General features: G+C 51.7%; 16 protein-coding genes. 6 read left to right on the forward strand and 10 right to left on the reverse strand.

The genetic code is table 11. From position 1 onward, the window contains the following. Positions 1-194: 194 nt before the first annotated feature. The gene (locus tag CWS43_RS07945) at positions 195-593 is read right to left on the reverse strand and encodes a hypothetical protein (RefSeq protein ID WP_232776752.1); all 399 of its coding nucleotides are present in this window, start codon (positions 591-593) and stop codon (positions 195-197) included. A gap of 100 nt (positions 594-693) precedes the next feature. Continuing rightward, positions 694-1,317 carry a LysE family translocator gene (locus CWS43_RS07950; RefSeq protein WP_101076377.1) on the reverse strand — a complete coding sequence of 208 codons (624 nt, stop codon included), beginning with the start codon at positions 1,315-1,317 and terminating at the stop codon, positions 694-696. Between the two features lie 216 nt (positions 1,318-1,533). On the opposite strand from CWS43_RS07950, the gene CWS43_RS07955 reads away from it, so the two are divergent. After that, positions 1,534-2,280: an alpha/beta fold hydrolase gene (locus tag CWS43_RS07955; RefSeq protein WP_232776765.1), complete on the forward strand. Its 747-nt coding sequence runs from the start codon at positions 1,534-1,536 to the stop codon at positions 2,278-2,280. A 7-nt stretch (positions 2,281-2,287) separates the two neighbouring features. On the opposite strand, the gene CWS43_RS07960 is transcribed toward CWS43_RS07955, so the two are convergent. The 6 genes from CWS43_RS07960 to CWS43_RS07985 all read right to left on the reverse strand — a co-directional run bounded on the left by CWS43_RS07960 (position 2,288) and on the right by CWS43_RS07985 (position 8,260). Then, complete coding sequence (locus CWS43_RS07960; RefSeq protein ID WP_101076379.1) at positions 2,288-2,845, reverse strand: DNA-binding protein; 558 nt, start codon at positions 2,843-2,845, stop codon at positions 2,288-2,290. Between the two features lie 51 nt (positions 2,846-2,896). Next, positions 2,897-3,127, reverse strand: coding sequence for a hypothetical protein (locus tag CWS43_RS07965; RefSeq protein ID WP_101076380.1), 231 nt, complete (start codon positions 3,125-3,127; stop codon positions 2,897-2,899). 156 nt (positions 3,128-3,283) lie between these two features. Further along, a complete protein-coding gene (locus CWS43_RS07970; RefSeq protein WP_101076381.1) occupies positions 3,284-4,297 on the reverse strand; it encodes an ABC transporter substrate-binding protein in 1,014 nt (337 codons plus the stop codon). Between the two features lie 9 nt (positions 4,298-4,306). Then, positions 4,307-6,439 carry a TonB-dependent siderophore receptor gene (locus tag CWS43_RS07975; protein ID WP_101076382.1) on the reverse strand — a complete coding sequence of 711 codons (2,133 nt, stop codon included), beginning with the start codon at positions 6,437-6,439 and terminating at the stop codon, positions 4,307-4,309. Between the two features lie 13 nt (positions 6,440-6,452). Then, positions 6,453-7,214: an ABC transporter ATP-binding protein gene (locus CWS43_RS07980; protein ID WP_101076383.1), complete on the reverse strand. Its 762-nt coding sequence runs from the start codon at positions 7,212-7,214 to the stop codon at positions 6,453-6,455. Beyond that, positions 7,211-8,260 (reverse strand): iron ABC transporter permease, encoded by a 1,050-nt coding sequence (locus CWS43_RS07985; RefSeq protein WP_101076384.1) that lies wholly within the window; start codon positions 8,258-8,260, stop codon positions 7,211-7,213. Before CWS43_RS07985 ends, CWS43_RS07980 begins: the two co-directional genes overlap by 4 nt. A gap of 362 nt (positions 8,261-8,622) precedes the next feature. Here CWS43_RS07985 and CWS43_RS07990 point away from each other — a divergent pair, with 362 nt between their 5' ends. The 3 genes from CWS43_RS07990 to CWS43_RS27370 all read left to right on the forward strand — a co-directional run bounded on the left by CWS43_RS07990 (position 8,623) and on the right by CWS43_RS27370 (position 10,819). Beyond that, positions 8,623-9,873 carry an OFA family MFS transporter gene (locus CWS43_RS07990; RefSeq protein WP_101076385.1) on the forward strand — a complete coding sequence of 417 codons (1,251 nt, stop codon included), beginning with the start codon at positions 8,623-8,625 and terminating at the stop codon, positions 9,871-9,873. 136 nt (positions 9,874-10,009) lie between these two features. Then, positions 10,010-10,213, forward strand: coding sequence for a hypothetical protein (locus tag CWS43_RS07995; protein ID WP_101076386.1), 204 nt, complete (start codon positions 10,010-10,012; stop codon positions 10,211-10,213). Between the two features lie 468 nt (positions 10,214-10,681). Further along, positions 10,682-10,819: a hypothetical protein gene (locus tag CWS43_RS27370; protein ID WP_198555790.1), complete on the forward strand. Its 138-nt coding sequence runs from the start codon at positions 10,682-10,684 to the stop codon at positions 10,817-10,819. A 641-nt stretch (positions 10,820-11,460) separates the two neighbouring features. Here the strand turns inward: CWS43_RS27370 and cspA are convergent. Beyond that, positions 11,461-11,673 (reverse strand): RNA chaperone/antiterminator CspA, encoded by a 213-nt coding sequence (gene cspA, locus CWS43_RS08000; RefSeq protein WP_101076387.1) that lies wholly within the window; start codon positions 11,671-11,673, stop codon positions 11,461-11,463. A 366-nt stretch (positions 11,674-12,039) separates the two neighbouring features. Beyond that, positions 12,040-13,101, reverse strand: a complete 1,062-nt coding sequence (locus CWS43_RS08005) for a DUF1615 domain-containing protein (protein WP_157825363.1) — start codon at positions 13,099-13,101, stop codon at positions 12,040-12,042. Positions 13,102-13,280: 179 nt separating this feature from the next. Here CWS43_RS08005 and CWS43_RS08010 point away from each other — a divergent pair, with 179 nt between their 5' ends. Further along, entirely contained in the window at positions 13,281-14,006 is a 726-nt protein-coding gene (locus CWS43_RS08010; protein WP_101076389.1) for a DUF3053 domain-containing protein, read from the forward strand. Between the two features lie 89 nt (positions 14,007-14,095). Beyond that, positions 14,096-14,368, forward strand: a complete 273-nt coding sequence (locus tag CWS43_RS08015) for a hypothetical protein (RefSeq protein ID WP_101076390.1) — start codon at positions 14,096-14,098, stop codon at positions 14,366-14,368. Positions 14,369-14,401: the final 33 nt, after the last annotated feature.

Consider the following 14,401-nt stretch of genomic DNA (forward strand, 5'->3'; position numbering starts at 1 on the left):
AAATACCTTTTTTGTCTGCTTCTTGAAGCGGGCGTAAAATGAAAAAAATTCGGGATTGGAAAAGTGCGCAAGGATAGCCCGTCGTGCAACAGGCGACTATAAGAAGTGTGCTAATGAAATGGCAGGAGTGTTTCTATTTATTGCAGGGCGCAGCAGGCAGAATCAGCGCCCTTCGGTGCGGGATATAACGGCTTTCATTTGCCTTTATATTTAACACAATCACCGTAGACGTACCCTTCGGTTTGTGTAGCCACCACAAAACTGTCTTTTACATGGATATACATCAGGTTATCTTGCGCACCGGCTTTCATTGGTTGGTTATCTTTACCGATGATATCCGTCAGCTCAGGGCTGGTGACCATTTTGCTGCCATCCGGGGAGAAGCTGAACGTATTTCCCGCGTCGTAGACTTGCGCATTTTTATTCACAACTTCGGAAACATCATTACCATCATCGGACTGCGTATGATGGGTTAATACACATTGATACTGCGTAACCGCTGATGCTGAAAACGACGCCAGCAACAAAACCGCCGCCACACAACCGCCTAACCTGACCATCAGATAAATCCATAAAGTGAGCAAGAGTTCCATGCTATCACTTGTCGGTACGATGGAAAGAGCCTGTGAAAGAAATTTTCACAGTCTAAATACCTTAAGCCAAATTAGCGGTTGCACAGGGTTTGATCGGCGATTATTTAGACAAAATGAGTTTAATGCCCAGCAGCGCCATAATCCCGCCGCTGGCGCGATCGAGAGTATGTTTGTAATGCAAGTAAGCATTGCGCGGGCGGGCGGAAGACAACACATAGGCAACAAACGCATACCATAAAGTATCAATGGCGAATGCCAGAACGGGCAGCACAATATAAAGATAAACCGGAATATGGTGCGAAAGCAGCGCGGCAAAAACCCCCGCCAGCACGATGGCCGTATTCGGGTTACACAGCTGTGTCAGCAGACCGAAACCAAAGCCTTTTCTGAAACCAATTTCGGCAGATCCTGCCACATCTACCTGCAGGCTTTTATGCGAACCGCGAAACATCTGCACAGCCAGATAAATCAGATAAATTCCCCCACCCACTTTCAACACCTTATACAGCCATGGCACGGTCAGAAGAATAGAATGTAAACCGGAAAGCGCGATCACGGAGAAAATCGCACAGCCGACCCCCATCCCCAAAGCAGTGGCAAGACCGTCGCGTCGCGACGACGACACCGCCGTTTTCGCGACCAGAACAAAACTTTGCCCCGGACTCATCGCCCCCAGCAACAGTGCGACACCAATACTGACCACCGACAACCATTCAGTTTGCATTTCTTGATCCCTTTCTTCCCGTGTGACCTTAAATCTCACTTTAATTAGCAGTCCGGTCAATAGTCCTGACTTCACTTCGCCGTAAAAACCGTGACTCAGTTCGTTTCGTTGTTTTTTGTACTGCTGCCCGGATAAATCCTGCCTATAATCCGCAGATTGCACTTAAGCAGTTAACAAAGGACTGAGATGAAATCTTTCAAAGTACCCGGAACGGAAATGATCTTACGTTTCCATGAGTTATCAGGGCTGGGTGTTCCGCTGGTCTTTATTCATGGTCTGGGATGCGCGGCTTCCTGCGATTTTCCACGCGTCGCCACCGATGCTTCGCTGCGCCCGCGTCGCTCATTTTTACTGGATTTAGCCGGTTCAGGCTTCAGTGATAAACCGCAGGATTTCAGCTACAGCCTGCAGGATCACGCCCTTTGCGTCATCGCATTGCTCGAAAGCCTGGGTATACCACAGGTCAATTTAATCGGTCATAGCATGGGCGGCAGCATTGCGATTATGGTGGCGGCACAGCGCCCGGACCTGATTCAGCGCCTGATTGTCGCAGAGCCGAATCTCGATGCCGGCGGTGGGATATTTAGCCGTGCGGTCGCAGAATATTCAGAAGAAGAGTATCTGGCAAAAGGCCATGCGCACCTGATCAATGTCGCCGTACGCAGCAATGATCCTGTCTGGGCGGGATCAATGAGCGTGGCATCAGCGCTGGCAATCCACCGGCAAGCCGTCGGGCTGGTCAGTGGCGAACCTGTTTCGTGGCGCGAGCAGCTTTATCATCTCAAAATGCCCGCCACCGTTTTGTTTGGCGAGTTTTCATTGCCGGAGCCTGACGTCGCGATTTTACCGCAGCATGGGGTGCATACCGCCGTGGTGCCTCAGGCGGGCCATTCGATGATGTGGGAAAATCCAACCGGCGTCGCGGCGGCAATCAATGCAGCGCTGAATGCGGAAGCGTTATAAGTACTGATTAAAAATCAGTAATTTCATTCTGATGCTCAAGCAGGTGTGCAAATTGCCTGACCTGTTTGGGCTCAGAAGAAGAACGTAACTGTAGCGCCAGATTGATATTTTCCAGGATGCGGGAGCCTTCCACCCGAGGATCCCCGGCAGACAGTCTTCCCTCTCCGACCAGCCAATCCACCACGCTTTTCCAGCGCCAGAGCGGTGAGTTTCCTTTAATCCGCTGAACAGGACTAGGGAAATTGCCGGATCCACGAGATCCATCTTTCAGCAATGCCACCGACTGACGGGTCAGCCCCGTCAACTCCGCAATATCGCTGAGCCCAACCAGAGCCGAATCGACTGATTCGACACGCGCATTAAGGCCCGCATATTCAATATCCCGAATCGCCGTCAGCACCGCTTTTGCGAATGAAGTGCTTTCCCGGTCAAACTCAAGATAGACCGAGGTACCGTAGAAAGAAATCAATGCGTCATCGCAGCCGCTCTCAAAGAGCGCATCTTCCAGTTTTTCTGTCCCGGATGTAACGCCTGAGAGCGTCAGCGTGAAGTTGAAAGGTGCCACAGAACCTCGTTGTCCAGAAGATTACCGAAAAGGCGGTTTCCCGCCTTAGTGTTATGTCTTATCAGGAGAACAATGATCGACCCTTCTGATAATTTGCGCGGCATGATTCTCCGGATTTCGCGGGGTAGACCAGATGCTCATCATATGTTCGCGATGTGCAGGAATACCGCAACGAACCCGCCCGAAGCAGTGTGAACTGCTGCCGCCAGCGACAAAATGCCAGCCTTTAGAAATTGCATATTCAACGGCTGCGTGAATATGCTTATTAGGATGCGCCTTCATTGGCCTCCTGTGACTGTAGTATAATCACATGTTGACACTCGTCAACAATCTTATGCATGCATCCTCATGCACGCAGGAAGTGTATCTCTGCATCAGGGGCGAAAACCTTGAAAAAATGACATCCGGAAAAATAAATATCCCAGCCTGATTTAACGCTCAAAACTCTCCTGCGATAATCTTCCCCGCTTGCTCTGCCGTCAGCGGATAATCAAAGAACCGGCGGTAGAAATCCTGCGTAGCCTGCACAATATTCAGATCCGGGAAAAGCTGCGGATGCAGTTTTTGCGCTACCCACTGGATTTGTAATGCCGTTTCGGTACCGTAGCGATCCCAGGGGAAAACGCCTGCCGGATTTCGCCACACTCGCCCTGCTTTCACCGCATCCAGCAGCGCAAACTGGCTGGCATAGGCCGAGGTTGAAATATCTCCGGCGCTGGCGGCCAGAATGATCACATCCGGTTGCCACGCCAGCAGTTGTTCGGCAGAAACCGGCTGCATATTTCCCTTCAGCCCGTCGGCAGCATTACGACCACCCGCCGCGCGGATCCACTGGTCAATCAGGGTATCGCTGCCATCCACTTTGAGCGGATTGAGCGACTGAATGTGCAGCACCCGGGGGCGCTGTTGTTGCGTCAGACTTGCCGTTTTCGCACGGATGGCCTGAAGATTTTCGTCCAGATAATGAATGTAATCTTCAGCACGCTGCATAGCCTGTGGCGTTCCCAGCACCTGCGCCGTAGTGCGCAGGGAATGCTTCATCGAATCGAAATCGGTAAATTTCATTTCAACCACGGGCAATCCTGCCTGCCGCAGGGCCACGGCATCCCGGTTGCCAGCGCTGACAAACACCACATCCATTTTTTTTGCCAACAGACTTTCGACATTGAACGTCGTACCTTTTACCGACAGCGCCTGATTCAGCGATGGCTGGATCAAAAACATCCACGGCTGGCTTTCCGGATGATTGACCGTGGCGACGATCTTCCCTCCTGCGCCCAGCGTCATCAGCAAAGAATGGTGCGCATACCATGCATCGGCAATTCGCTCCACTTTAGCGGGCAAAATCACCGGTTTACCTGCATCATCCGTCACTTCACGGGTTGCACTGTAACCGCTCAGGCTAAGCAGGCTCAGTGCCCCGGCCAGAATCAAACGTGTCGGTAATTTCATCGGATATCCTCAGAACTCAAGTTGCATAGAAACCTGCGCCATACGCGGTGCCCCGAGCTGAGCGCTCGCATTGCCCGCACCGCTGTAACCACTCAGCGCGCCAGGAACAATGTTGGTCCAGTAATGGCGGTTCGTCAGGTTAGTCAGGTCAAAACGGAACGTCGTATTGGTATTGAACAGACGTGTGCGGTAGCTGCTGCCCGCATCAAACACGGCGTAACTGCCGACCCAGTTATTGTTGGCGTTGTCCGTCGGGCGTTTGCCGACGTAATGCACGTTAGTATCCAGATCCAGCCCCTGAACCTGCGGCACGCTCCAGACGGTCAGCAGGTTTGCGGTCACACGGGACAAACCGACGATCTGTTTGTTATCACTGGATGCCGACGCGGTATCGCGCAGTTTGGGATCGAGGAACGTCACACCGCCGTAGATGTGGACATCGCGGCTGACATTCCCGTCGGCCATCAGCTCCAGCCCGCGGTTACGCTGATTACCGTCTTCAGCAAACTCGCCGTCCGACAGTGTGTAAGCAAACGGACGGTCGATCTGGAATAACGCCGCAGAGAGATTCGTCTTGCCGACCCGCAATTTGCTGCCGACTTCAACCTGTTTGCTGCGGTAAGGCGAAGTGATTTGCCCCGCATTGACGGCTCCGGCAGGCGCAACGTCGCCCTGCTGCAGGCTGTCGGCATAAGTCGTATACAGCGTCAGATTATCAACCGGCTTGTACATCAGGCTGGCAGAGCCGCTAAAGCCGTTGTCATTGGAATCACTGGTACGCTGACGGGTTTTTGCGTAGTTAGCTGAACTCAGGAAGCTTTCACTGCCCGACAACAACAGGCTCCATTTCGGTGTAAAGGTCAGCGTATCAGCCACTGAATACGCCTGCTGCGTACTGGCGGCAGATTCATAACGATTGGAGAAATCCGGATAATCCGGTTCGGCGAAATGTTGCAGATCGTTGATATTTCCGCTGCCCAGCGTCGCCGTACCACCGTGGATCGGGTTATAGTTTTTCCAGACAAATCCACGCATACCCAATGACAAATCATGTTGCAGCCAGCCGGTATTCACCGTGCCGTTGAGCGTCGCCATATAGCTATTGATGACAAAACGCGTAGCCGTCGCGCTGGATACCGTGGTTTTATAATTCCCTTTGTTATCGGTCATCGTGTTCGTCACAGCAGTCGACTGGCGATCGGCAACCTGATGCAAGATACCGATATCCGATTGCCAGTTACCGTCGAAATCATGTTTGAGATGGGCGCTGTACGTGCTGGTGTGGTTGTCGTCACCGGCATAGCTTTGCCCAAGATTACGCTGCGTCGGGTTCATCGCTTTCGGGAATGCAACACCGCTGGCCAGCGCAAACGTGCCTGGCAACCCTTTATCCACAAAACGGTAATAACTGAAATTGGTTTCCAGCACCGTCTGGTCAGATAGCTGGAAATCCAGTGCCAGACTGGCGAGCTGGCGTTTTTTCGTGCTACCAGAGGTATAGCTTCCCCCCTGATCATTGAGCAAATTCAGGCGATAACGCACCCGTTCGCCGGCATCTAAAGGCCCGCTTAAATCCAGCGCCCCCAGTCCGGAAATGCCGGTTCCCATCCCTAACGTCAGGCTGTTTTTGGTGGTGTAACCCGGGCGTTTAGAGACAAAATTAAACATCCCCGCCGGGTTTGCGGGGCCGTACAGCGAACCGGCAAGCCCGTTCAGCACTTCAATTTGCTGGAACTGTTCCGGTGCATAATCGGTTGTCGACACCACATTCAGGCCGTCGATCATTGAGTTTTGCACGACACTGCCCTGGATCCCACGGGTCTGTGGGCGCGCGCCGTCCCCCTGCACTGACGGCAAATACTTGTAGACGTCTTTGAGGCTCTTGACCTGCTGGCGGGTGATGATGTCTTCCGGCACTGAATGTATGGAATACGGCGTATTTTGCACATCACGTTTGCCGAGCACGCCGACGCTGGCGCTCTGAGAACTCGACACAGACGGATCGCCAGCCGTTGTGTCAGTATTTTTCGCGCTGGCATTCACTGTAATAGTCTCTGAAGGATCGGCTGCCAACGCAGAACCTGCAGACAATAGAAGACCACAAGCGCCTGCCACGAATGGCGCTTTTATTTTTCTTTTCATTGTTATCAATCCACTAAGGAATAAAAAAACGGGACCCGTTATTCAGATCGATTTGTTGTACCTTTGCCTGATAAATACGGGATAGAAGCGCGCTGTCTACAACATCCGACGGCATGCCATCGGCAATGAGCCGACTTTCATGTAGCACTAATACCCGGCTGGCGGCCATTAATGCGTGTTCCGGCTGATGCGTAATCATCAGCAATGTATAGCCCTGCGAAGCAAGATTTTTCAGTTGCGTGAGTAGGTGCAGCTGATGGCCGTAATCCAGCCCGTTCACCGGCTCGTCGAGCAGGATAACCGGCGTATCCTGCACCAGTGCACGCGTGATCAGCACACGCTGGCGCTCACCACCGGAGAGTTGGGTATAAATACGCGAGGCAAGATGGGCGATGTCGTTATCTTCAAAGGCCTGTTCCACCCGCGAAATATCCTGGGCTGAAGGACGGCGCGCCAGGCCATTCACCGGTAAACGCCCCTGCATCACTACCTGCCAGGCGGTGAACGGGAAATGTGGCTGATGCTGCTGAGGAACGTAGGCAATATGGCGGGCAATTTCGCGGCGTTTCATCGTCGCCAGCGCAGAACCGGCTACCTGAATGTGGCCACTTGCAGGCGTAATCAGCCGCAATAACAGCCTGAGCAACGTGCTTTTCCCCGCGCCGTTGGCGCCCAGCAAAGCGACACATTCACCGGCCTGTAGCCCGAAAGAGATGTCGCTAAGCAGCGTGCGTTGTGGCAATGAATAAGAGATATTTTCCACCGAGAGAATCATAACCACCCCCGACGGACATATCTGAGCAACGCGATAAACGCCAGCGCGCCCAGCAGCTCAGTAATAATACCCAGCGGAATTTCACCCGGTGCCAGCGTGCGCGCCAGCCCGTCGCATAACAATAGAAAGCAGCCGCCCAGACACACCGAGACCGGCAACAGCCAGACGTTACTCGCGCCCACCAGCAGGCGCGTCAGATGCGGGATCAGCAGCCCGACCCACCCGACCATTCCCGCAATGCTGACGGTCAGGGCAGATATCAGCGTCGCCAGCACGATAATGCCGTAGCGATAAAAATGAACCGGAATACCGAGGCTGTACGCTTCATCTTCGCTGAGCGTCATGACATCCAGCACTCGTCCGAGCCCCGACAGCAGCGTAATCGCGATAACCAGCACTGGCGCAGTCATCCACAGCGCAGAGTTATCTACCGCACTCAGGCTTCCCAGCATCCAGTAAATAATGGTCGGCAACTGATCCTGCGGATCGGCAACGTATTTGACGATCGACAGCAGCCCGGTGAATAAAGCGTTACTGATAATGCCACCGAGAACCAGCATCAGTACTGAGGTGGAGGCAAACAGGCTGGCGATACCCACGCCAAGGGCTACCGCCAGTAAACCCGCCACACACGCCATCGCGGGGATCCACAATCCGTTCAGCCCCATGACGATACTGAGCGCCGCACCGAATGCGCAACCACTCAGTACGCCGAGTAATCCGGGTGATACCAGAGGATTGCGGAAAACGGCCTGATACGCCGCGCCGGATGCTGACAGCCCTGCGCCCACCAGCACGGCGGCCAGAATACGCGGCAGGCGGCTATCGAGAAGAATATTGTGCAAAAGCGCATAGTGCGGATCCGATACATCCAGCCTGAAATAACCAATCAATGCAGGAAATGAAATCGGATATCGGCCAATGGTCAGCGAATACATTATTCCGGCTAACAGCAGCAGCAGGCTGAGAATAAAAATCCGACGTGGCGTCAGAATACGGGCACGCTGAATCTGTGACGCATGCGCCGGTTCCGCAGGAAGAGTCATTTAGTTAGCACTGAAAGCAAAAAGGAGGAGTATTGGAAGGGTACGACCAAATTACCGTGAGCACAACGTTATGTACCAAATGATACAACGGAAGGTTTGTAACAAAATTTGTAATCCCGGCTGAGAAAACTAAATGATGGATTAGTGATCCAGATCAACTAAAACCCGCGCCCCGCAAGGGCTGCAGCGGCGTTTTAAGTCCAATTCAGGGGTGTTTTTAGCCAGAAAATGGCGGTTCATGCCGTCATGGATGCATTTCATTCCCCGCTTCATGCATTTCACTCCACAAATGAGCCGCATTCATTCACGAGATTTATCATAGCTGCAGTTAATTGAATCTACTTCGCTCGGGAGAACCCACTATGAGTGACAAATCTGGCATGCAGAACTACAACCGTACCCGCTGGCTGACACTGGTCGGTACCATCCTTACTCAGCTTGCGCTGGGTTCCGTTTATACCTGGAGTCTGTTCAACGGTCAGTTGTCTGAAAAGCTGGGTGAGCCGATAAGCCGCGTTGCGCTGACTTTCGGTATCCTGAGCCTGTGTCTGGCCCTCGCCTCTTCCGTTGCGGGTAAACTTCAGGAACGCTTCGGTGTACGTACTGTGACCATTGCCGCCGGTCTGCTGATGGCGGCAGGTTTTGCCCTGACCGCACATTCCGATAATGTGATCATGCTGTACATCAGCGCTGGCGTGCTGGTAGGCCTGGCCGATGGTGCCGGTTATCTGCTGACACTCACCAACTGTGTGAAATGGTTCCCTGAACGCAAAGGTATGATTTCCGCCTGCTCTATCGGTGCCTACGGTCTGGGCAGCCTGCTGTTCAAATTCGTTTGCGGGCATCTGCTGGCAACGGAAGGTCTGCAAAATACCTTCATGATTTGGGGCGGCGTTGCGATGGTAATGGTGATTGCCGGGGCGCTGATGATGAAAGATGCGCCGAAACAAGAAACAGCCGCCGTGACTCGCGAAGAAAACAGCCTGAATGACAGCAGCAATGACCGCCGCGATTTCACCCTGGCTGAAGCCGTTCGCGCTCCGCAATACTGGATGCTGGCGCTGATGTTCCTGACTGCCTGCATGAGTGGTTTGTATGTGATTGGTGTGGCGAAAGACATCGGCCAGAGCCTGGTGAAACTGGACGCGCTGACTGCTGCTAACGCCGTTACCGTGATTGCCATTGCTAACCTGAGTGGCCGCCTGGTGCTGGGTGTGCTGTCTGATAAAATGCAACGTATCCGCGTTATCTCCATCGCACAGATTGTCTCACTGGTGGGTATGAGCCTGATGCTTTTCACACAGATGAACGAAATGATGTTCTTCCTCTCCGTTGCCTGTGTGGCTTTCAGCTTTGGCGGTACCATCACCGTTTACCCTTCACTGGTCAGCGACTTCTTCGGCCTGAACAACATGACCAAAAACTACGGTCTGCTGTATCTGGGCTTCGGTATCGGCAGTATCTTTGCTTCACTGGTAGCGTCTCTGTTCGGTGGCTTCGCAGTGACCTTTAGCATCATTACCGCACTATTGATCGTGTCATTGGTTCTTTCTGCCACAATTCGCTTACCGAATAAATCAGAAGAAGGTCATAATACGCTCCAGCACGTGTAAAGCAGCAGTTGAGCGCATCATAAATGATGAACGGGAGCATAATTGGCTCCCGTTTCTTATGAGGAAAGCATATCCCTTCGGCTGCTGATTCACGCCAATCTTATGACTTAATGTGAACAGACCGGACAATCGCAAAATGAAACGCACCATCCTCGCTCTTTTTAGCCTTATGATCGCGATGACAGCGGCTGACAGCTTCGCCGCCGCTTACCCTTCCAGCGCTCAGGAAGTGGCCTCTGAGCTCAACCGTAAAGCCAGCGAAAGCAGCGCCAAACCCTCTACCACTATCGATGCCAGTGCCCACAACAAACTGAGCACCAGCAGCGACTATCTGCAGTAATCAGCGGAATCAAACCGCTTTCCTTTCAATAGCGTACTCATACCCGGCACATATTTATCCATCTGGTTTATATGTTTGTTATAATTTCGACTGTAAATCGATCAATTGGGTAATGAACCTGAACACAAGGAGTGTGAAATGAAGGCAACTGTATTTTGGTTAATTATGGCGGGCGGATCTGTCGGCATCGGCTACGTAATGGCTCTGATGATGGAACTGTTGTAATCCTGCAACGTGCAGCATAACGGATAAATAAGGACATTTTATGGCATTTTACAGCCCCAAACGCATCATCCTCTACACTGCTGCGGCAATTGCGCTGCTGGTCATCGTCGGCCTGGTTACTTACTTCACCGTGGGCCACTTAGGCGCTTAACGCCTGTTGATTGTAATGCCCTGTCTGGTGGCGATACTTCACGTATCGCCGCATAATGCTGCCATTCACTGAGACAAACGGAAGGGAAAGTCATGACCTGGAAAGGATTAATGATTGTGGCTGCGGTTATCGTGCTGGCGAGCATCGGCTCTGAGTCTTTGATACAGAAGGGAATTGCGATGGCAGACGCCAAAATCGATCAGGTTATTTCTCATTACACAGACAAATAAGCCTTACATCTACTGGAGTAACATTACCGGACAATGACAAAACCATACACAGCGTTTGTTATCTTAAATCCATCAAATGTTGTGTGATGTTCCTGTGTTAAGTCCCTGTGTAATACCCCTGTAGAACCCTGTTATTTTGCCCGCCGTGTGCGGGCTTTTTTTTGGCTTTTTTTTCAGGAAATTTTTAGATTTTGAAACACAGACACCGTAGCCAATTCCCGAAATCATTTGGGTGGGATCAAGGCGGCAACGGAGCAAATCCCCGGGAGCATACAATAAGTATGTGACTGGGGTGAGTGAAGGCAGCCAACGCAGAGCCAGCCCAAAAGGATGAAGGGAATTTGCCGGTGCTTTCCCGGCCGTCATATTATGGTGTAAGCGTTCATCGTACACTCCGACATTACACGGCCTGAGCGCGGCCTTTTCACAACAGAAAAATCAGCTAAATTGAAAAATAAGAGGAACTGACTTTTCTGTTGTGGCTCCCGGAATAATTTTGGAAGCATTTAAATAATAAACCCCGGCGTTGGCCAGGGCTTATTTTGTCATTTTAATGTCAATATTGAAGCTTATTTTCTGTCTGCTCCGGGTTTAACCCATCTTCGCTATTGCAGAGTTTTTGCCTTCAATATCAGGCGACATTACAGAACGACAACGTTACCGGCTGATGGGCCTTTCTGGCCTTGTTCGATGGTGAACTCAACGTTCTGACCTTCGTCCAGGGTTTTGAAATCATTGCTCTGGATTGCAGAGAAGTGAACGAACACGTCTTTGCTGCCGTCTGCAGGGCTGATGAAACCGAAACCTTTACCAGCGTCGAACCATTTTACTAAACCAGTCATTTTAGTAGACATAGGAAATACCTTCTTCGTTTTTATTTTATGATGCCATAGGGCAAGACAGGTCTGTTTTTATTTGAAATACTTATGGATGCATCAGAGAAGGAAATTCGTCGGAGAAAGGATTTGCTATATCACTTGAACCAGGAACTGCTTTACTAAAATGTCTTACATAAATAGGTCTTAACCACAAACCGTTGACGCTATTTACACACAGAGAGATTTATTAAGCAAGCGTTTATTTCATCACTATTATATTGGCGCAATTTATATTACGTCGGGAAATAACGCGCAGCCCGCCGCTGGCGGTGGCTACAGGCTGATGATAAAACGTAAAGCCTGCCGCAAATCAGCAGGCTTTAAGATTATTCTCCCTGCGAATTACCCGGCAGAAGCACGTTTCATGCAATCTGCACGACGCCCGTCTACCCGTTTGGCGAACCACGCCGTGGTCAGCTTACGGGTGATTTTCGGGCTTTCCAGCGTGATCCCCGGCAACATCTCGCGCGGCTGATGCTTACCGGTGGTTTTATCCGCCAGGGCATAAACCTGTTTATACAGGCTGGTTTCCTCAAATTCCGGCTGCTCGCCCTTCTCCAACGCTTTGCGGATGGCAGAATGACTGATGCCCAGCCGCTTCGACAGTGTTCTCACCGCCAGCTCAGTGCCGCCCGGTTTATCGGTGCCGTAGTTAATCAGGTCACCGTCGAGCGCCAGCGGGATGCCCGAAACTTTACTGACAGCACTCTGGAATGCGGCGTTCCGGCTGGCATACCACCCGGCATTAAAATCAGCAAACCGATACAGCGGCTGCGAGTAATTTGCCGGATATCCCAGCAGATGCTTCACACCGAAATAAACACCGCCGCGACGGCTGAACACTTCATTACGGATTGTGCCGTCAATTTTATACGGATAGCCTTTGGCATGTTCTTCGGCAAACGCGATGCTGACCTGCATCGGCCCGCCGGTGTGTACCGGGTTCAGATTCCCGAACAGCTTCTGCCCCATCGGTACCATATTAATGAAGTCATCAAAAATGGCGCTGAGCTGCTTCTCGGTTTTTACGTTATCCAGCCGCTCGCTGTAGGATTTTCCGTTCGGGGATTTTATCAGCAACGCGGTATGCACCAGGAAATTTGGCACGTGAACCGCATCCGCGCGGCGATCGATTTCTTTCCACGCGATTTTTCCCAGCCCCGGCACCGGCGCATCGGCATTGAAATTCGACTCCTGCTGCGCCACCGCCAGCACAGAGCAAATATTCTCAGTGGTTGCCGGAATGCCCTGTGCCGTAAACGCTGCGGTGATGTCTGTCGCCCAGCCTTTTCTGTCCGGTGCAGTAGCAGGCATCAGTTGCACAATATCAGCTTTCACATTTTTTGGGTTCTGCACGGGCGGTTCGCTTTTCTTCGTCGAAGTACATCCGGCCAGGATCAGCATCGCCAACACGGCAGCAGAGGTGCGGATTGAAAATGGCTTGTGAGTCAACGTTATGCATTCCCTGAATAAAATAACCTGAGCCTGACGTTAACGAAGTTAGCCATACCGATCTAGCAAAAAATTATCTTTATGCGTTAAGGTGAGAATTCAAACGATGGAGTCAACGGAGCAAGGAATTCATGCAGCACGCAATCAAACCTTCTGGTCTCAACCGCGTCTTTCTGATGCCTTTTATCGTCTTGTTGATGATTTTTTCCGTCAGCGGCTGCGGTGACAAAGAGCCCGCACAGCGAAAAGCGTTTATGGATTTTCTCCAGTCGCGCATTCTGGATAAGCCTGTTCTGGCTGTGCCGCAACTGACAGATGCGCAGAAAAAAGAATTCGGTGATTACACAAAAGATTACGCGATCATCACCGGGTTTCATCACCAGATGAACATTGAACTGGATTCCTCTCTGGTGCCGGTTTTTGCCGGAATGAATGGCGTTAACAGCGTCAACAGCCTGCTGGAGCAACGGGATGATTTAAAGAAAATGGCTGACAGCAGCCTGAAATGGAAAGAAAAAATGGCGATGCTGAAACTGCAGGCCGACACGCAACACGCTGCGCTGAAACAACCGGATGACCTGAAAAAAGTCTACGATCAGGTCTACGATAAAACGGTCTCCCAGCCTTCGGTTATTACAGAACAGGTATTCGACCTCCTGCCTCAGGTGCTCAACCTGATTGTTGAGAAGGCTGACTTCATAAAAAGCCAGGGTAAAAACGTCACGATTACCGGTAATCGCCTGCAATTTGCCAACCAAAAGCAGCTGGATAAATATAATGCGATCCAGCAACAGCTGGTTCCGCTGAACGCACAACTGATGCAACTCAGCCGCCAGATGCAGCAAATGGTGCGTTAAACAGGCAGCAGGAACCCAGGCCGCCGCAAGGCGGTTTTTTCATGGCGGTGCTTTTGTTATGGTGTGCGCAATTAAATGAGGAGAGACCCATGAACGACGATACCCTGATCAAACGCGTAGACCAGCTCGAGCGCGTGAACCGCGAACTTCTGGTACAGATTTCGGCTATGCGCCTGCTGTTTGGCAGCGTGGGCAATGTGCTGAATGCCAGCCAGGAAAATGCGTTTACCCTGGCGGTTAACCAGGCGCTGGAAGCTAACCGCGCAGACGTCGCCAATCAGGCCGATCTGGACGAGGCATCGCGAAAATTCCGTGAGGACGTTTTCAAATGCACAGAATCGCTGTTACCGGGCAGCCGTTAAATAGCAAAAAAGGCTCAGGCATAGCCCCTGAGT

The sequence above is a fragment of the Rahnella sp. AA genome (assembly GCF_002834385.1).
Taxonomy (GTDB): Bacteria; Pseudomonadota; Gammaproteobacteria; order Enterobacterales; family Enterobacteriaceae; genus Rahnella.